This window comes from Phenylobacterium sp., assembly GCF_046463815.1.
Taxonomy (GTDB): domain Bacteria; phylum Pseudomonadota; class Alphaproteobacteria; order Caulobacterales; family Caulobacteraceae; genus Phenylobacterium.
This window is the reverse complement of record NZ_JBKBRO010000009.1, coordinates 91,074-108,513: the sequence shown is the minus strand read 5'-3', so window position 1 is coordinate 108,513 and position 17,440 is coordinate 91,074. Positions and strand designations below refer to the sequence as shown.

14 protein-coding genes are annotated in these 17,440 nt (G+C 71.6%); 6 read left to right on the top strand and 8 right to left on the bottom strand.

The genetic code is table 11. The annotated features are described in order from the left end of the window. Positions 1–16 precede the first annotated feature (16 nt). Positions 17–1,321 carry an acetyl-CoA C-acyltransferase gene (locus ACK4TT_RS07920; RefSeq protein ID WP_409635248.1) on the top strand — a complete coding sequence of 435 codons (1,305 nt, stop codon included), beginning with the start codon at positions 17–19 and terminating at the stop codon, positions 1,319–1,321. On the opposite strand, the gene ACK4TT_RS07915 is transcribed toward ACK4TT_RS07920, so the two are convergent. Genes ACK4TT_RS07915 through ACK4TT_RS07905 form a run of 3 tightly spaced genes read right to left on the bottom strand, consistent with a single transcriptional unit; the run spans position 1,318 to position 5,795 of the window. Further along, on the bottom strand, positions 1,318–2,295 hold the full coding sequence (locus tag ACK4TT_RS07915; protein WP_410212756.1) for a proline iminopeptidase-family hydrolase: 978 nt from the start codon (positions 2,293–2,295) through the stop codon (positions 1,318–1,320). The two genes, ACK4TT_RS07920 and ACK4TT_RS07915, sit on opposite strands and share 4 nt — an antisense overlap. 12 nt (positions 2,296–2,307) lie before the next feature. After that, positions 2,308–4,197: an acetyl/propionyl/methylcrotonyl-CoA carboxylase subunit alpha gene (locus ACK4TT_RS07910; protein ID WP_410212755.1), complete on the bottom strand. Its 1,890-nt coding sequence runs from the start codon at positions 4,195–4,197 to the stop codon at positions 2,308–2,310. A 5-nt stretch (positions 4,198–4,202) separates the two neighbouring features. Continuing rightward, complete coding sequence (locus ACK4TT_RS07905; RefSeq protein WP_410212754.1) at positions 4,203–5,795, bottom strand: carboxyl transferase domain-containing protein; 1,593 nt, start codon at positions 5,793–5,795, stop codon at positions 4,203–4,205. A 247-nt stretch (positions 5,796–6,042) separates the two neighbouring features. Between ACK4TT_RS07905 and ACK4TT_RS07900 the strand changes: the two genes are divergently transcribed. The 5 genes from ACK4TT_RS07900 (at position 6,043) to glcF (ending at position 11,990) form a co-directional block, all read left to right on the top strand. After that, positions 6,043–7,191: an acyl-CoA dehydrogenase family protein gene (locus ACK4TT_RS07900; RefSeq protein ID WP_410212753.1), complete on the top strand. Its 1,149-nt coding sequence runs from the start codon at positions 6,043–6,045 to the stop codon at positions 7,189–7,191. A 16-nt stretch (positions 7,192–7,207) separates the two neighbouring features. Next, positions 7,208–7,990, top strand: coding sequence for an enoyl-CoA hydratase/isomerase family protein (locus tag ACK4TT_RS07895; protein WP_409635234.1), 783 nt, complete (start codon positions 7,208–7,210; stop codon positions 7,988–7,990). A gap of 63 nt (positions 7,991–8,053) precedes the next feature. Further along, on the top strand, positions 8,054–9,541 hold the full coding sequence (locus ACK4TT_RS07890; RefSeq protein WP_410212752.1) for an FAD-linked oxidase C-terminal domain-containing protein: 1,488 nt from the start codon (positions 8,054–8,056) through the stop codon (positions 9,539–9,541). After that, positions 9,541–10,692 carry a glycolate oxidase subunit GlcE gene (gene glcE / locus ACK4TT_RS07885; RefSeq protein WP_410212751.1) on the top strand — a complete coding sequence of 384 codons (1,152 nt, stop codon included), beginning with the start codon at positions 9,541–9,543 and terminating at the stop codon, positions 10,690–10,692. The genes ACK4TT_RS07890 and glcE overlap by 1 nt, the downstream gene beginning before the upstream one ends. Continuing rightward, complete coding sequence (glcF, locus tag ACK4TT_RS07880; RefSeq protein WP_409635225.1) at positions 10,692–11,990, top strand: glycolate oxidase subunit GlcF; 1,299 nt, start codon at positions 10,692–10,694, stop codon at positions 11,988–11,990. The genes glcE and glcF overlap by 1 nt, the downstream gene beginning before the upstream one ends. A gap of 13 nt (positions 11,991–12,003) precedes the next feature. Here glcF and ACK4TT_RS07875 read toward each other — a convergent pair whose 3' ends face one another. From ACK4TT_RS07875 to ACK4TT_RS07855, 5 genes are all read right to left on the bottom strand, one after another. Then, positions 12,004–13,077 carry an NADH:flavin oxidoreductase gene (locus tag ACK4TT_RS07875; RefSeq protein ID WP_409635222.1) on the bottom strand — a complete coding sequence of 358 codons (1,074 nt, stop codon included), beginning with the start codon at positions 13,075–13,077 and terminating at the stop codon, positions 12,004–12,006. An 82-nt stretch (positions 13,078–13,159) separates the two neighbouring features. Further along, a complete protein-coding gene (locus ACK4TT_RS07870; protein WP_409635219.1) occupies positions 13,160–14,221 on the bottom strand; it encodes an SO2930 family diheme c-type cytochrome in 1,062 nt (353 codons plus the stop codon). Positions 14,222–14,231: 10 nt separating this feature from the next. After that, positions 14,232–15,449: a parallel beta-helix domain-containing protein gene (locus ACK4TT_RS07865; protein WP_409635216.1), complete on the bottom strand. Its 1,218-nt coding sequence runs from the start codon at positions 15,447–15,449 to the stop codon at positions 14,232–14,234. A gap of 89 nt (positions 15,450–15,538) precedes the next feature. Next, a complete protein-coding gene (locus tag ACK4TT_RS07860; protein WP_409635213.1) occupies positions 15,539–16,564 on the bottom strand; it encodes an adenosine deaminase in 1,026 nt (341 codons plus the stop codon). A 43-nt stretch (positions 16,565–16,607) separates the two neighbouring features. After that, on the bottom strand, positions 16,608–17,390 hold the full coding sequence (locus tag ACK4TT_RS07855) for a glycerophosphoryl diester phosphodiesterase membrane domain-containing protein (protein ID WP_409635210.1): 783 nt from the start codon (positions 17,388–17,390) through the stop codon (positions 16,608–16,610). Positions 17,391–17,440 lie beyond the last annotated feature (50 nt).

Sequence of the window (17,440 nt, the reverse complement as noted above, 5' to 3'; positions counted from 1 at the left end):
ACGCGGAGCTTGGGACATGGCGAGGGCGGCGAAGACCCCTGCAAAATCCAGTGGGACGGGAACGCGGGACATCTGGCTGGCGGCGGGCAAGCGGACGCCCTTCGCCCGGGTGAACGGCGCGCTCGCCGGCTACGACGCGCTCCAACTCTCCGTGCCCGTGGTGAAGGCCATGCTGGCCGAGGGCGAACGGCCCGACCTCGCCGTCTGGGGCGCGGTGATCCCGAGCCTGATGTGGAGCAACCTGGCCCGCGAGGTGCTGCTGGACGCCGGCGCCGACGCCTCGATCCCCGCCTTCACCACCGTCATGGCCTGTTCGACCAGCATGGCGGGCGCCTTCCAGGCCGCCGGGATGCTGGACGACCGGGGCCGCAGCCTGGCCCTGGTGGGCGGCGCCGAGAGCATGAGCCGTGTGCAGGTGGGGCTGGGGCCCGAGCTTTCCGACGACCTGCGCCGATTGCTCGAAGCGCGCGACCTCAAGGCCCGCCTTGCCGCCCTGGGCGCCACGCGGCTCTCCGACATCCGCCTGCACATCCCGCGCGTGGTGAACCGCATCACCGGCAAGAGCATGGGCGAGCACACCGAGGAGATGGCCAAGGGCTGGTCGATCTCTCGGACCGAGCAGGACGAGCTGGCGCTGGCCAGCCACCGCGGCGCGGCCAGGGGGTGGAGCTCGGGCTTCTTCGACGACCTCGTGATCCGCCTGCCCGAGGCGACGAAGGACACCACGGTGCGGCCCGACACCAGCCTGGAGAAGCTGGCCAAGCTCGCGCCGTCCTTCGACCGCACCAGCGGGCAGGGCACGCTGACCGCCGGCAACTCCAGCCCGCTCACCGACGGCGCGGCGGGCCTTTGGGTGGCCACCGACAAGGGCCTGGACCGCCTGCCCGCCCACCTGCCGCGCGTGCGGCTGGTGGACTACGAGATCAACGCCATCGACCTGCGGACCGAGTACCTGCTGATGGCGCCGGCCTACGGCATCCCGCGCCTCTTGGCCCGCAACGGCCTGACCTATGACGACATCGGCCTGTGGGAGATCCACGAGGCCTTCACGGCCCAGGTCGCCACCCACATCAAGGCGCTGGAGGACGACGGCTTCGTCCGCGACAAGGCCGGCGTGACGGCCAGGCTCGGCCGCTTCCCGCGCGAGCGGATGAACCCGAACGGCGGTTCGACGGCGCTCGGCCACCCGTTCGGGGCCACAGGCGCGCGCATCCTGTCCCAGGCGATCAAGGAGCTGGCGGCCATGCCCGCCGGGACCTGGGGCCTCGTCTCGATCTGCGCCGACGGCGGCCAGGGGACCATGGCGCTGCTGCGCAACTAGATCCCGTCGTTGCGGGCCAGGTGGGCCCGGACCAGGGCGACGTAGGCGTCCGGATGGGTGGACGGCAGGGCGTGGCCCGCGCCGGGGATCACCTTCAGCTCGGCCTTCGGAATGCGCGCTGCCAGGGGCCTCAGCACGTCGGCGGTCATCTCGTCGTACTCGCCCGTCACCACCAGCGTGGGCGCGGCGATGCGGGGCAGCAGGGGTTCGCCGTCGTAGCTCTTGAGCAGCCCCGTCGCCCGGATCTCGCCCGGCCCCCACATGCCGAGATAGACGCGGCCGTTGGTCTTGCGGACCAGGCCGTCGCGGTAGGCCAGCACGTAGTCGGCCCGGGGCCCCCGGCTGAGGTAGGCGGCGTAGAAGGTCTCCATCGCCCTGGCGTATTCGGGGCTGTCGGTCGTGCCGGCCGCCTCGTGCGCGTTGACCACCCGCTGGATGTCGGGCGGCAGCTTTGCGAGCTGGGCCGTGGTGCTGCGCTCCCAGCTCTTCGTTGAGATCAGCGGGCTTCCGAGGGTCGCGCTGAGCAGGCCGCCGGGCTGGCGGGCGGCGTAGTCCAGGGCGATCGTCGAGCCCCAGGAGTGGCCCACCAGGTGCAGGCGCCGCAAGTCCAACGCGGCGCGGATGGCGTCCACCTCCGAGACGTAGCGCTCGACGGTCCAGTTGGCCGGATCGTTCGGCCGGTCCGAGAGGCCCGCGTCGAGCTGGTCGTAGAGGACCACCGCCCGCTCGCCGGCCATCTTCAGCGCTCCCAGGAAGTAGGCGTGGTTCGAGCCCGGCCCGCCGTGGGCGAAGACCACGGGGGCGCGCGGCCCCGCGAGGTCGCCGTTGACCCTGACGTAGATGCTCCCGCCGCGTACGGGGACGCGCAGCTCGCGGTCGGGCGGCGGCGGGGTCCAGTCCTGGCTCCAGGCGAGGCCGGGCGCCAGCGCCGCGCCGCCAAGGCCCAGGACGAAGCTGCGGCGGTCGAGCGGCATGGCGGGGGTCCTTCAGTCGGCCGTGGCGAGGCGGACGAGGAGGGTTCCCTCGCTCACCTGGGCGCCGAGGCTTGCGGCCACCTCCTCGACCTTGCCGTCGAAGGGCGCCGTAAGCGCGTGCTCCATCTTCATGGCCTCCAGCGTGACCAGCGCTTGGCCCTTGGCGACCGTGTCGCCGGCCTTGACCGAGACCTGGGTCACCTTGCCCGGCATGGGCGCCCGCACCTGGCCGTCGCCGGCGGCGGACGGGTCGAGGTCTGCGGCGGGCGGGTGGTCCCTGAAGGCGAAGGCCTCGCCGGCCTCGAAGACCACGATCTCGCCCTCCTCGCCGATCAGCACGGAGCGGTCGGGCGCGTCGGGCAGGCTGTCGCAGATCACCGCCTGGCCGTTCGCGAACAGGCGCACGCCGGTCTGGGGCTCGGCGTTGAGGCGGAAGCCGAACAGGCCCTTCCAGGGATCGTCGGCCTCGCCTTCCTTGAGGTTCAGGGTGGCGGCGTCGGCGGCGGCCGACAGCGCGGCGGGCGAGGGCTCGGGCGGAGCGGCCAGGGTCTCCAGCCGCCGCTCGATGAAGCCGGTGTCCACGTCGCCGGCGATGAAGTCCGGCTCCTCAAGGCAGCGGGCGAGGAAGCCGGCGTTCGTCTTCACCGGCCAGACCTCGACCTCGTCGCAGGCCTCGGCGAGCTGCGACAGCGCCGCCTCGCGGGTCGGGCCATGGGCCACCAGCTTGGCGATCATGGGGTCGTAGAAGGGCGTGACTTCCCCGCCTTCCTCGACGCCGGAGTCGACGCGGACGAACTCGGGCAGGCGGAAGTGGTCCAGCGGCCCGATGGAGGGCAGGAAGCCCGTGGCCGGGGTCTCGGCGTAGAGGCGGGCCTCCACGGCGTGGCCGGTCAGCGTGATCTCGTCCTGGCGCAGCGGCAGGGGCTCCCCCTGGGCGACGCGGATCTGCCACTCCACGAGGTCGAGGCCGGTGACCATCTCGGTGACCGGGTGCTCCACCTGCAGGCGGGTGTTCATCTCCATGAACCAGATGCGGTCGGGGCGCAGGCCCTGGCTGGCGTCGGCGATGAACTCGACGGTGCCGGCGCCGACGTAGTCCACGGCCTTGGCGGCGCGGACGGCGGCGGCGGTGACGGCCTCGCGGGTCGCGGCGTCCATGCCGGGCGCCGGGGCCTCTTCGATCACCTTCTGGTGGCGGCGCTGAAGCGAGCAGTCGCGCTCGAACAGGTGCACGACCTCGCCCTGGGAATCCCCGAACACCTGGACCTCGATGTGGCGCGGGCGGGTGACGTAGGTCTCCAGCAGCACCCGGTCGTCGCCGAAGGCGGCCTTGGCCTCGCGTTTCGCGGCGGCGAGCGCGGCGGCGAAATCGTCGGCCTTCTCGACCTTGCGCATGCCCTTGCCGCCGCCGCCGGCCACGGCCTTGATCAGCACCGGATAGCCGATGCGGTCGGCTTCGCGCTTCAGCGTGTCCTCGCCCTGGTCCTCGCCCAGGTAGCCGGGCGTGACGGGAACACCTGCGTTGGCCATCAGGGCCTTGGCGGCGTCCTTCAGGCCCATGGCGCGGATCGCCGACGGAGGCGGCCCGATCCAGGTGAGGCCGGCCTTGGCGACCATCTCGGCGAATTCGGCGTTCTCGGACAGGAAGCCGTAGCCCGGGTGGATGGCGTCGGCGCCGGCGGCCCTGGCCGCGGCGATGATCTTCTCCGGGACGAGGTAGCTCTCGCGGGCGGCGGCCGGGCCGATGTGCACGGCGGCGTCGGCCTCGCGCACGTGCGGCGCCTCGGCGTCGGCGTCCGAGAAGACGGCCACGGTCGACAGGCCCATGCGGTGGGCGGTGGCGAAGACGCGGCGGGCGATCTCGCCGCGGTTGGCGACGAGGATGGAGGTGATCTTGGCCATGCGGGTCACATCCGGAAGACGCCGAAGCGCGTCTCGGGGATCGGGGCGTTCAGGGACGCGGAAATGGAGAGGCCGAGCACGTCGCGGGTCTGGGCCGGGTCGATGACCCCGTCGTCCCAGAGGCGCGCGGTGGCGTAGTAGGGGTTGCCCTCGTCCTCGTACTTCTGGCGGATCGGGGCCTTGAAGGCCTCCTCCTCCTCCGGGCTCCACTTGCCGGCGTCGCGGTGGACGGTGGCGAGCACCGAGGCGGCCTGCTCGCCGCCCATAACGCTGATGCGGCTGTTGGGCCAGGTCCACAGGAAGCGCGGCGAATAGGCCCGGCCGCACATGCCGTAGTTGCCCGCGCCGAACGAGCCGCCGATCAGGACGGTGAACTTGGGGACCTCCACCGAGGCGACGGCCGTGACCAGCTTGGCGCCGTCCTTGGCGATGCCGCCGGCCTCGTAGCGGCCGCCGACCATGAAGCCCGAGATGTTCTGCAGGAAGACGAGCGGGATCTTCCGCCTGGCCGCCAGCTCGATGAAGTGGGCGCCCTTCAGCGCGCTTTCCGAGAAGAGGACGCCGTTGTTGGCCAGGATCGCCACCGGGAAGCCCCAGATGCGGGCGAAGCCGCAGACCAGGGTCGTGCCGTAGAGGGCCTTGAACTCGTCGAAGTGGCTGCCGTCCACGATGCGGGCGATCACCTCGCGCACGTCGTAGGGCGCGCGCACGTCCGGCGGCACGATGCCGTACAGCTCCTCCGGGTCGTAGGCCGGCGGCTCGGGCGGGGCCAGCGTCAGGTCCACGCGCTTGGTGGTGTTGAGGTTGGCGACGATGGTGCGGACGATGGCGAGCGCGTGCTCGTCGTCGCGGGCCACGTGGTCCACGACGCCCGAGCGGCGGCCGTGGGTGTCGGCGCCGCCCAGTTCCTCGGCGGTGATGATCTCGCCCGTGGCGGCCTTCACCAGCGGCGGGCCGCCCAGGAAGATGGTGCCCTGGCCCCGGACGATCACCGTCTCGTCGCTCATGGCCGGGACGTAGGCCCCGCCGGCCGTGCACGAGCCCATGACGCAGGCGATCTGGGCGATCCCCTCGGCGCTCATCCGCGCCTGGTTGTAGAAGATCCGGCCGAAGTGCTCGCGGTCGGGGAAGACCTCGGCCTGGTGGGGCAGGTTCGCCCCGCCGCTGTCCACCAGATAGACGCAGGGCAGGCGGTTCTGGAGCGCGATCTCCTGGGCCCGCAGGTGCTTCTTCACGGTGATCGGGAAATAGGCCCCGCCCTTCACCGTGGCGTCGTTGGCGACGATCATCACCTCGCGGCCGGACACCCGGCCGATGCCGGTGATGACGCCGGCCGCCGGGGCCTCGTCCTCGTACATGCCGAAGGCGGCGAGCCCCCCCACCTCCAGGAACGGGGAGCCGGGATCGAGCAGCCGCATCACCCGGTCCCGAGGCAGCAGCTTGCCGCGGGCGGTGTGGCGCTTGCGGGATTCGGCCGGGCCGCCCAGGGCCGCCTCGCCGCTCCGCTGGCGCAGCTCCTCGACGAGCGCCAGGTTCACGGCGGCGTTGGCGGCGAAGCCCTCGGACGCCGGATCGACGGCGGTCTGCAGTTTCCTCATGCGGAGCGGGTCTCGCGTTCTCTTGGTCAGGCCGTCTTTTCGGGCGCCGGGTCAAGTTCGGCAATCCTTGCTTTTGGTGCGGTGGATTTTTGCTGGGCGAACCCGATGGTGCGTCAGGTCATGCCTTCCAGGCGCCGATTCCTGGAAGAACTTGATGACCCTTCCGCCTGCGGGCCTGGCCGCGTCGGTTGCTTGACCTAGGGGCGGTCCGCTTTCTGGCCGGCGTGCGACATGGCAGAGAGGACCCGTGAGCGAGACCTTCCCCGAAATCCGCGAGGCCGTGCGCAAGCTGTGCGCCCGCTTCCCCGGCGCCTACTGGCGCGAGCTGGACCGCGAGCGGGCGTACCCGACCGCGTTCGTCCAGGCGCTGACCGAGGCCGGCTTCCTGTCGGTGCTGATCCCCGAGGCGTACGGCGGCTCGGGACTGGGGCTGAAGGCGGCGGTGGCCATCCTTGAGGAGGTCCACCGCTCGGGCTGCAACGGCGGCGCCTGCCACGCCCAGATGTACACCATGGGCACGGTGCTGCGGCATGGGACGCCGGCCCAGAAGGAGGCCTACCTGCCGAAGATCGCCACCGGCGAGCTGCGCCTCCAGGCCTTCGGCGTCACCGAGCCCGACGCGGGCACCGACACCACCCGCATCACCACCTTCGCCCGCAAGGTCGGCGACAGGTACGTGGTGTCGGGCCGAAAGATCTGGATCAGCCGGGCCGAGCATTCCGACCTCATGGTCCTGCTCTGCCGCACCTCGCCGCGGGACGAGGCCAGGCCCTCGGCCGGCATGAGCGTGCTGCTGGTCGACCTGCGCCAGGCGGTGGGCGACGGCCTGACCATCCGGCCGGTGAGGACCATGCTGAACCACGCCACCACCGAACTCTTCTTCGAGGACCTGGAGGTCCCCGCCGAGAACCTGGTCGGCGAGGAGGGCAAGGGCTTCAAGTACATCCTCGACGGGATGAACGCCGAGCGCATCCTGATCGCGTCCGAGTGCATCGGCGACGCGCGCTTCTTCATCGACCGCGCCAGCCAGTACGCCAAGGAGCGGACCGTGTTCGGCCGGCCGATCGGCGAGAACCAGGGGGTGCAGTTCCCGCTGGCCCGCGCCTATGTCCAGATGACCGGCGCCAGCCTGATGGTCGACCGCGCCGCCGAGCTGTTCGAGGCGGGCGAGCCCTGCGGCACCGAGGCCAACATGGCCAAGCTCGCGGCGTCGGAAGCGAGCTGGTTCGCCGCCGACATGTGCCTGCAGACCCACGGCGGCTTCGGCTTCGCCGAGGAGTACGACATCGAGCGCAAGTTCCGCGAAACCCGCCTCTACCAGGTGGCCCCGATCTCCACGAACCTCATCCTGTCCCACGTGGCCACCCACGTGCTGGGCCAGCCCAAATCCTTCTAGGGATGGGGAGCTTCTGATGACCTACGAAACCATCCAGGTCTCCGAGGCCGCGCCGGGGGTGGCGGTGATCGCCTTCAACCGGCCGGACGTGGCCAATGCGCTGTCCACCCGCATGGGCCGCGAACTGCTGGACGCCTGGTCCGAGCTGAACGGGCGCGAGGACCTGCGCTGCGTGATCCTGCGCGGCGAGGGCAAGCACTTCCAGGCCGGGGCGGACCTCAAGGAACGCAACGGCATGAGCGACGAGGCCTGGGCCGAACAGCACCGCCTGTTCGAGGCCATGATCCGCGCCCAGCTCGCCTGTCCGGTCCCGGTGATCGCCGCCGTCCACGGGGCGGCCATGGGCGGGGGCTGCGAGATGACGCTGGCCTGCGACTTCGCCTATGCGGCGGAGGGCGCGCGGTTCGGCCTGCCGGAGGCGGGGCTCGGCATCCTGCCGGGGCTGGGCGGCACCCAGCTCCTGACCCGCGCCGTGGGGCCCCGCCGGGCCATCGAGCTGCTCACCACCGCCCGCCCGTTCAGCGCCGAGGAGGCTTTCGAGTTCGGCGTGGTCAACGGCGTCGTGCCCCTGGACGATCTGCTGGCCAAGGTGCTGTCGGTGGCCGACCTGATCGCGTCCAAGGCCCCCCTGTCGGTGCGCGGCGCCAAGCGCGTCGTCCACCAGGGCCAGGACCTCGACCTTTCCCGGGCCATGGACCTGGAGCTGGAGGTCTACAACCACCTCTTCACCACCCGCGACCGGCGCGAGGGCGTGGCCGCCTTCAACGAGAAGCGGACGGCCAATTTCGAGGGGCGATAAGGCTCTGGGGCGCGGCGTCATCTCCTCTGGAGCGCGGGTGAGTCTCCGCTTACGGTCCCGCTCATGAAGATGCCCGCGCCGGAGCCCGCGCTCATCGCCCGCAAGGCGGAGATCGTGCGGGCGTTGCGCCGCATCGTGCCGGGCGAGGGGGTGGTCAGCGACCCCGACGAGCTCGTCCCCTTCGAATCCGACGGCCTGTCCGCCTACCGCCAGACGCCGCTGGCCGTCGTGCTGCCCGAGACGACGCAGCAGGTGGCCGAGATCCTCAGGTGGTGCCAGTCCGAGGGGGTGAAGGTGGTGCCGCGCGGGGCCGGGACGTCGCTGTCCGGCGGCGCCCTGCCGCTGGCTGATGGCGTCGTGCTGGGCATGGCCAAGTTCAACCGCATCCTGGAGGTGGATTACGCCAACCGCTGCGCCGTCGTGCAGCCGGGCGTGACCAATCTGGGCGTCACCACGGCGGTCGAGGCCGATGGCTTCTATTACGCCCCAGACCCCTCCAGCCAGATCGCCTGCACCATCGGCGGCAACGTGGCCGAGAACTCGGGCGGGGTGCACTGCCTGAAGTACGGCCTGACCACCAACAACCTGCTGGGCTGCGAGATCGTCCTGATGAACGGCGAGGTCGTCCGCCTCGGCGGCAAGGCGTTCGACGCGGCCGGCTACGACCTGCTGGGCCTGGTGACCGGGTCCGAGGGGCTGCTGGGGGTGGTGACGGAAGTCACCGTGCGCATCCTGCCGAAGCCCGAGACGGCGCGGGCCCTGCTGCTGGGCTTCTCCTCGGTCGAGGCGGCGGGCTCCACGGTGGGCGACATCATCGCCGCCGGCGTCATCCCGGCGGGGCTGGAGATGATGGACAACCCGGCGATCCGGGCGGCCGAGGCCTTCGTGGGCGCCGGCTATCCGGTGGACGCCGCGGCCCTGCTGATCGTCGAGCTGGACGGGCCCGAGGCCGAATGCGCCGAGCTGACCGGCCACGTGCGGGCGCTGGCCACCGCGCGCGGCGCGGACTTCGTGCGCGTCTCCCACAGCGAGGCCGAGCGGCTGGCGTTCTGGGCCGGGCGCAAGGCGGCCTTCCCGGCGGTGGGCCGGATCGCGCCGGACTACTACTGCATGGACGGCACCATCCCGCGCGGCAAGCTGCCCAAGGTGCTGTCGGCCATCAGCCAGATGGGCGAGGCCTTCGGCCTGGGGGTGGCCAACGTCTTCCACGCCGGCGACGGCAACCTGCACCCCTTGATCCTCTATGACGCCGACAAGCCCGGCGACCTGGAGAAGGCCGAGGCCTTCGGGGCCGAGATCCTCAAGCTGTGCGTGGCGGTGGGCGGGGTGCTGACCGGCGAGCACGGCGTGGGGGTGGAGAAGCGCGACCTGATGGGGACCATGTTCGATCCCACGGACCTGGCCTGCCAGCAGCGGGTGAAGTGCGCCTTCGATCCTTCGCTGCTGCTCAACCCGGGCAAGGTGTTCCCGACGCTCCACCGCTGCGCCGAACTGGGCCGGATGCACGTCCACAAGGGCAAGCTCGCCTTCCCGGACCTGCCGAGGTTCTGATGCTGGCCGCCGCCATCCCCGCCCGGCTTCCGACGAGTCTCGATGAGGTGCAGACCCTCGTCGCCGAGACCGGGGCGCATGGCCGGCGTATCGAGGTGGTGGGCGGCGGCACCAAGCGCGGGATCGACCCCGTGACGGCCGACGTCACGCTCTCGTTGGCCGGGCTCGACAAGGTGGTCGACTATGCGCCCGAGGAGCTGGTGCTGACCGCCCAGGCCGGGGCGCGCCTCTCGGACCTGGAGCGGATCGTCGCCGCCCAGGGCCAGATGCTGGCCTTCGAGCCGCCGCGCTGGACGAAGCTGCTGGGGGTGTCGGGCGAGCCCACGATCGGCGGGGCCCTGGCCGCCAACCTGTCGGGCCCCCGGCGCATCCGGGCGGGCGCGGCGCGCGACCACTTCCTGGGCTTCCAGGGGGTGTCGGGCCGGGGCGAGGTCTTCAAGGCCGGCGGCAAGGTGGTGAAGAACGTCACCGGCTACGACCTGATGAAGCTGATGGCGGGCTCCTGGGGCACGCTGGCCGTGCTGACCGAGGTCACCATCAAGGTGCTGCCGGCGCCGCGCACCGAGGCCACGGTGATGCTGTTCGGCCTGGCCGACGCCCAGGCCTGCGAGGCCATGGCCCAGGCCATGAACGGACCGTTCGAGGTCTCGGGCGCGGCCCACCTGCCGCCCTTCGCGGCCGGCGCGGAGATGGCCGTCACCGCCCTTCGGCTGGAGGGCTTCGAGGCCTCGGTCGCCGCCCGGGGCGAGGGGCTGGCGGCGGCGCTGAAGGGCTTCGGACGCCTGGAGACACTGGACGCGGCCCACTCCCGCGAGTTCTGGAGCGGCGTGCGCGAGGTGGACGCCTTCGCCCGCGACCAGCGGCCCCTATGGCGCCTGTCGCTGCCGCCCGCCGCCGGCTGGCGCGTGGCCGAGGCCCTGCCGGGCGACGTGCTCTACGACTGGGCGGGCGGCCTCGTCTGGCTGCTCACCGAGGCCGAGGCGCCGCGCGTCCGGACCGTGGCGCGGGACCTGGGCGGCCACGCCATGAAGCTGCGCGGGCCCGGGCCGGCCTTCGACACCATGCCGGGGCCGCTCGCGGCGCTGACGGCGCGGGTGAAGGCCGCCTTCGATCCGCTGGACGTCCTGAACCCCGGACGGATGGCCGGCTGATGCGCACGCACTTCACGCCCGAACAGCTCGCCGATCCCGAGATGGCCGCCAGCCAGGCGGCGATCCGCAAGTGCGTCCACTGCGGCTTCTGCACGGCCACCTGCCCCACCTACGTCCTCACGGGCGACGAGCGCGACGGCCCGCGCGGACGCATCGAGCTGATCCGGGCGATGCTGGAGAGCGACGCGCCGCCGACCCGGGCCACGGTCACCCACATCGACCGCTGCCTCTCGTGCCTGGCCTGCACCACGACCTGCCCGTCGGGCGTGGACTACGCCCGGCTCATCGATCACGCCCGGGTCCATGTGGAGCGGCGCTACAGGCGTCCCTGGCCGGAACGTTTGCTGCGGGCCGCGATCCCCGCGGTGATGACGCGGCCGCTCGTCCTGCGGATGGCGCTGGCCCTGGGCCGGCTGGCCGCGCCGTTCGAGCGCCTGCTGCCCGGACCGCTGGCCGCCATGCGCCGCCTGGTCCCGGCGCGCACGGGCCGCCGCGCCCCGGCCGATGTGATCCCCGCCCAGGGCCCGCGCCGGGGCCGGGTGGCGCTGCTGCAGGGCTGCGTCGAGCCGGCGGTGACGCCCCAGGTGCGCGAGGCCGCCATCCGGCTCATCACCCGCGCCGGCTTCGACGTGGTGCTGGCGGAAGGGGAGGGCTGCTGCGGGGCGCTGTCCGAGCATCTGGGCCGGGCCGACGAGGCGAAGGCGCTGGCGCGCCGGAATCTCGTCGCCTGGGAGGCGGCGGGCGACCTTGACGCCATCGTCACCACCGCCGCCGGCTGCGGAACCATGATCAAGGGCTACGGCGAGACGGTGGGCGGGGTCGAGGCCGCAGGCGCGGCGTCGCTCGCCCGCGACGTGATGGAGTTCATCGCCGAGGTCGGCCTGCCGCCGGTGGTGCGGCCGCCGGGCCTGGCCGTCGCCTACCACGCCGCCTGCTCGCTGCAGCACGGCCAGCAGATCAAGGCCGCGCCGCCCAGGTTGCTGGCCGAGGCCGGGTTCGAGGTCCGCGCCGTGCCCGAGGGCCACCTCTGCTGCGGCTCGGCCGGCGTCTACAACATCCTCCAGCCCGAGCTGGCCGGACGGCTGCGCGACCGCAAGGCCGCCAACATCGCCCGCACGGGCGCGAGCGTGGTGGCCGCCGGCAACGTGGGCTGCATGGCCCAGATCGCGCCCGTCGTGGACGCCGCGGTCGTGCACCCGGTCGAGCTGCTGGACTGGGCCACCGGGGGGCCGCGCCCGGCGGCCATGATCCCGGACGCCGACTTCAAGCCCCGGGCGGCCGAGGTCAGCCGGGGTTAGGCCGCCATCTTGCCTAAGCCACCATTTTGAACGTGTTGCGCAGGTACTCGACGAAGGTGGGGGACACGCCCTCCTTGATCAGGTGTTCGGCGCTGACCGGCGTCGGGAGCTGGGCGAAGGCCGGGTCGCGGGCGCGCTCGGGGAAGTCGTGGTGCACGATGGCGGCGCGGCCGATCAGGACGTAGTCGGCGCCCTTGTCCAGCATCTCGGCGGCGATGGCGGCGGTGGTGATCTTGCCCGCCACGCCCAGGCGCACGTTCCCGCGCTCCAGCTCGGTGAAGTAGGACATCAGGGAACGGCCCTTGAACTCCTCCTCCACCGGCTCCTTGAAGACGTCCCACAGCGACATGTCGAGATAGTCGATCTTGCCGTCGCGCAGGATCTCCTGGGCCACCTGGATCACCTCGCCGAGCCTCAGGCCGAACCGTTCCGGCGACAGGCGCAGGCCGAGCTGGAAGTCGGGGCCCGTGCTCGCGCGGATGCCGTCGATGATCTCGAAGAAGATGCGGGCCCGGTTCTCCAGCCCGCCGCCGTAGCGGTCGTCCCGGCGGTTGATCTCGGGCGACAGGAACTGGGCCAGGATGTAGCCGTGGGCGCCGTGCATCTCCACGCCGTCGAAGCCTGCCTTCTCGGCGCGGACGGCGGCGGCGACGAAGTCCTGGACGAGCTGCTCCACCTCGGCGGTCGAGAGGCCGCGCACGCCCGTCTCGGCATTGTCCGAGGCGCTTACCGGCTGGCCCACCAGCTCCTTGGGCGAGCGGTCGCCGGCGTGGTGGAGCTGGACGGCCGAGAGGCTGCCCGCCGCCTTGATGCCGGCGGCGAGGCGCGAGAGGCCTTCGAGGTGCTGGTCGCCGAAGATGCCGAGCTGGCCGGGGAAGCCCTGGCCGACCGCCTGGACGTGGGCCGCGCAGGTCATGGTCAGGCCGAAGCCGCCCTTCGCCCGCATGGTCAGCCAGTTGTACTCATCGTCCGACAACGTGCCGTCCGCGTGGCTCTGGCAGTTGGTCAGCGGGGCCAGCATGAAGCGGTTCTTCATGGGCCGGCCGTGAGCCAGGGTGAGCGGGTCGAACAGGGTTGGGCTCGCCAAGGGGGACCTCCGTCGATGTCGGGCCAGGCCTTGCTACGCGGGCGCCCCGGCGGCAGGCAATCCAGGGATTCTGCGGAGGGTGTCAGTCCCCTTGGGGCTTCATCCCCGCGATCCAGTCGCGGATCAGCTTCACGCCCTCCTCGTGGGTCACGCTGCGGCCGAGCTCGGGCATCATCACGCCGGGTTCGTCCGAGGCCATGCGGTGGACCAGGATCGAAGCGTCGGGGTCTCCCGGCCTGATCCCAACCTCAAGCCCGCCCGAGCCGCGACCCGCCGCCACGGGCCGTTTGCCGACGCCCAGGGCCACGGGATTGATCTCCTCCCACTGCAGGAAGAGGCCGCTGTTCGAGGCGACGGCGCGCGGGTTGTGACAGTGGGCGCAGTTGGCGTCGAGATAGGCCCGGGCCCGGGCCTCCAGGGGTTCGGCCGGATCGCCCCAGCGGGCCGTGCGCGGCGCGGCGGCGGGCTTCGGCGCGCCCGTCAGCAGCCCGGCCTTCGTCCAGTGGGCGAGCTGGTTCTCCACGCCCGAGGCGTAGCGGAAGTCGCCGTTCAGGTTACGCGCCTTGGGGCCCAGCGGCTGGATGGCCTTGTCGAGCTGATGGCATTCCTTGCACTGGTTCTGGTTCGGCACGCCGTAGTCGATGCGGCGGGCCCGTCCCTGGGCGTCGACGACGGCCACGTCGATGCGCGCGCCGGCCCGCTTCAGCACGGCCTCGGTCTGGTCGGCGTTCCAGACATAGGCCTGGGCGGTCCAGCCGTCGGCCTTGCGGATGAGGACCCGGGTCTCGAGGTAGCGGACATCCTGGTCCGGCCGGCGCAGATCGGCCGGATAGGCGAAGGTCTTGACCAGCGCGGTCCCTACCGGGAAGTCCAGCGCGCCTTCGGGCCGGTAGCCCACCGTGGTTCCCGGCGGCACGTACACGAACCGGAACTTCTCGGCGTAGTCGGTGAACAGCGGCGTGTTCAGCGCATAGGGCGTCACCCGCGCGTTCGGCGTGCGCCCGCCGGCGTCGGAGAACAGGCGGTAGTCCGAGAGCTTCGGGGCCGGCCCCTCGGCCAGCAGCACGTCCAGGGCCACGCCTTTCGGCGCGGGCGCCGCCCCCAGGCACAGGAGGGCGGCGAAAGCGGCCAGCGCGCGTTTCATGTCTGGCGCCTCAGTCGGTCAGGGCGGCCTGGGCGGCGGGCAGGGTCACGGCCGGCGGCTCGGGCAGGGCCGCCTCGCCGAAGGTGGGCTGCACGGTGGGCTTGGCGGTGTCGAGCTGGCCGGGTCCCGCGAGCCGCAGGTTCAGCACCGGCCCGTCCGCGAGGCGCACGCGCACCGGCTCGGTCGTCGCGCCGAACGAGGTCACGCCGTCCCACATCACCCGGATCTGGCCGCCCGCCAGCAGGGCCAGCAAGGGTCCGCCGTCGAACTTGGGGTCCCAGCCGTTCCTGCCGATCCGGTTGTCGCGGACCACTACGTCGCGGGGCAGGGGGTTGTAGGACTTGTCGTCGAACTTCTGGACGTAGCTGACCAGCATGACGCCGGCCGACTGGTTGCCGTCGATCTCGTTGCCGAAGACGTGGACGTCGCGGTTGGCCATCACCATCACGCCGGTGCCGGTCGGCACGCTGGCCACGATGTTGCCCTTGGGCGCGAAGTTGGGGGTGTCGTTCTGGACGACCTGGTTGTTGAACACGCGGGTGGAATGGCCGCCCATCTGGGGCAGGTTCGGCAGGTCGAACACCAGGATGCCGCCGGCGTTGCGGGTCGCCACGTTGTCGTGGACGTCGGCGTTGTACGAGTTCTCGATCTCGATGCCGGCCACGTTGAATTCGGCGCGGCTGCGCTTGACCACGATGTTCTTCGACTGGCCGACATAGATGCCCGCGTCGGAAGCGCCCTTCACCACCACCTTGTCCACCAGCACGTTGGTGGAGCTGACCGGATAGACGCCGTAGGCGCCGTTCTTCTCGTTCGGTCCGCCAGTCCATTCCACGCGGACGTTGACGAAGCTGATCTGGTCCGAGCCCTTGGCCTTGATCCCGTCGCCCCTGGTGTCCTCGACGCCGAGGTCGCGCACGGTCACCCGGTCGGAGGTGACCAGCAGCCCCTCGCCCGCGCCCTTCTGGCCCTTGAACGACAGCACGGTGGCGTCGGGGCCGGCGCCCTTCACCGTCACCCCATCCACGTCCAGCGACAGGCCGTCGGTGAGCTCGTAGCGGCCGGCGGCGATCTCCACCACGTCGCCCGGCTTGGCGTCGAGCAGGGCGGTCTGGATGCGCTCCTGGGCGTCCGGGCCTGGGGCCACGGCGATGGTCCTGGCGTGGGCGGCGCCGGCCATGAGCGCGACGACCGCGAACGCGATGGGGGCGGCGGCATACCTGGGCATGTGTCTCTTCCCTCGGAGATCCGGCGACGTGACGCACCGTTCAACTTTGAGAGGTGACCTGCTTCCGCTCGCCGATGCAAGAGGGCGCGTCAGGCCGGCCCGGCGCTCCGGGCCACATAGGCGTCGATGTCGGCCAGATGCCGCGCCACAAGCTCGGGGTGCAGGAACGAGCCGGTGAAGCTGTTCTTGGCCAGGGTCACGAGCTCGTCGCGGGTGAGATCCACGGCCTCGGCGGTCTGGACCCAGTTGTCGTGCAGGTACCCGCCGAAATAGGCCGGATCGTCGGAGTTGATGGTCGCGGCGAGGCCCCGCGACAGCATGGTCTTCAGCGGGTGGGCCTTCAGGTCGTCCACGACGCAGAGCTTCAGGTTCGAGAGCGGACAGACGGTGAGCGTCATGCCTTCGTCCGCCAGCCGCTTGACCAGGGCCTCGTCCTCCAGGGCCCGGTTGCCGTGGTCGATGCGGTCGACGCCCAGGGCGTCCAGCGCCTCCCAGACGTATTCGGGCGGGCCCTCCTCGCCGGCGTGGGCGACCAGCTTCAGGCCCCGCTCGCGGGCGGCCTTGAAGACGCCCTGGAACTTGGACGGGGGGTGGCCGACCTCGGAGGAATCCAGCCCCACCCCCAGGATGCGGTCCAGGTAGGGGTCGGCGTCGCGGAAGGTCCTGAAGGCCGCGTCCTCGTCCAGGTGGCGCAGGAAGCACAGGATCAGGTCCGAACTGACGCCCAGGGTCGCCTTCGCCTCGGCCATGCCGCCCAGCAGGCCTTCGGCCACCACTGAGAAGGGAATGCCCCGGTCGGTGTGGGTCTGCGGGTCGAAGAAGAGTTCGACGTGGCGGGCCCCGTCGGCCGCCACCCGGCGGAAATAGGCCATGGCCAGGTCGTGGAAGTCCGCCTCGGTGCGCAGGACGTTCGCCCCCTGGTAGTATATGTCCAGGAAATCCTGGAGGTTCGAGAAGGCGTAGGCGGCGCGCACCTCCTCCACCGTCTTGAACGGCAGGTCCACGCGGTTCCTGCGGGCGAACTCGAACATCTGCTCGGGTTCGAGGCTGCCCTCGATGTGCAGGTGGAGTTCGGCCTTGGGCAGGCCCCGGATGAAGTCGGAAAGCGCGGTCATGCGGTCAGCATCCTGGGTCCGGGGCCGGGGTCAAGCGGCGCGCCTAGCGAACGATGTCCGCCATCCATGCGGCGCCCCCCTCGCGCGCCTTGCGCAGCTCCACGTAGAGCACGGCCGCCGCCGCGGCCCCGATCACGATGCCGATCGAGCCGGTCACGGCGTTGGTCAGGACGGTCGCCGGGTTGGCCGGGTCGCCCGCGCCGCCAGTGATGAAGGCCGCGACCCCGCCCAAGAAGCCGATCACCAGCGAGACCACGAACGCCGCGCAGATCCAGAGCAGGAGGGCGCCCAGAATCCGCCAGCGATTGCCACGGGTCAGTTCGGCGCTGCGCCCGAACGCGCCGAGGATCGTCGTCCGTTCGGCGATGAAGGCCGGCACGGTGACCATCCACATGCAGGTCAGGATCACGCCGGGGACCACCAGCAGCAGGTAGCCCACGAACAGGCCCACGAACGCCAGGACCGCGATGCCGATCAGAGGCAGGAAGGCTCGCAGGCCCACCGTCAGGCTGCCGGAGATCGACGCCCGGCGGCCGCTCAGGTCCTCGATCGCCGCATAGGTCAGCGCGCCCTGCAGGATGGCGCTGGTGACGAGCCCGACCAGCCAGCCCAGGCCGAGGCCGGGGCCGAAGTGGCTGAAGTCGCCGTCCTGGAAGCGCCGGAGGTCGTCGGCTCTCAGGAGCGTCACGATGGCCGAGGGCAGGCCGTAGAGCAGGAGGGCCAGGAGCAGGAACGTCGCGAAGTTGCGCTTCAGCACCTCCATGAGCACGCGGATCACGCGGCCGATGTCGATCTTGCCGGTGTCCACGGCGGCGGCGTGGGTCATGCTCGGGCTCTCAATCCCTATCCGGGCGCGAGCTAATCACGCTCCGGTTG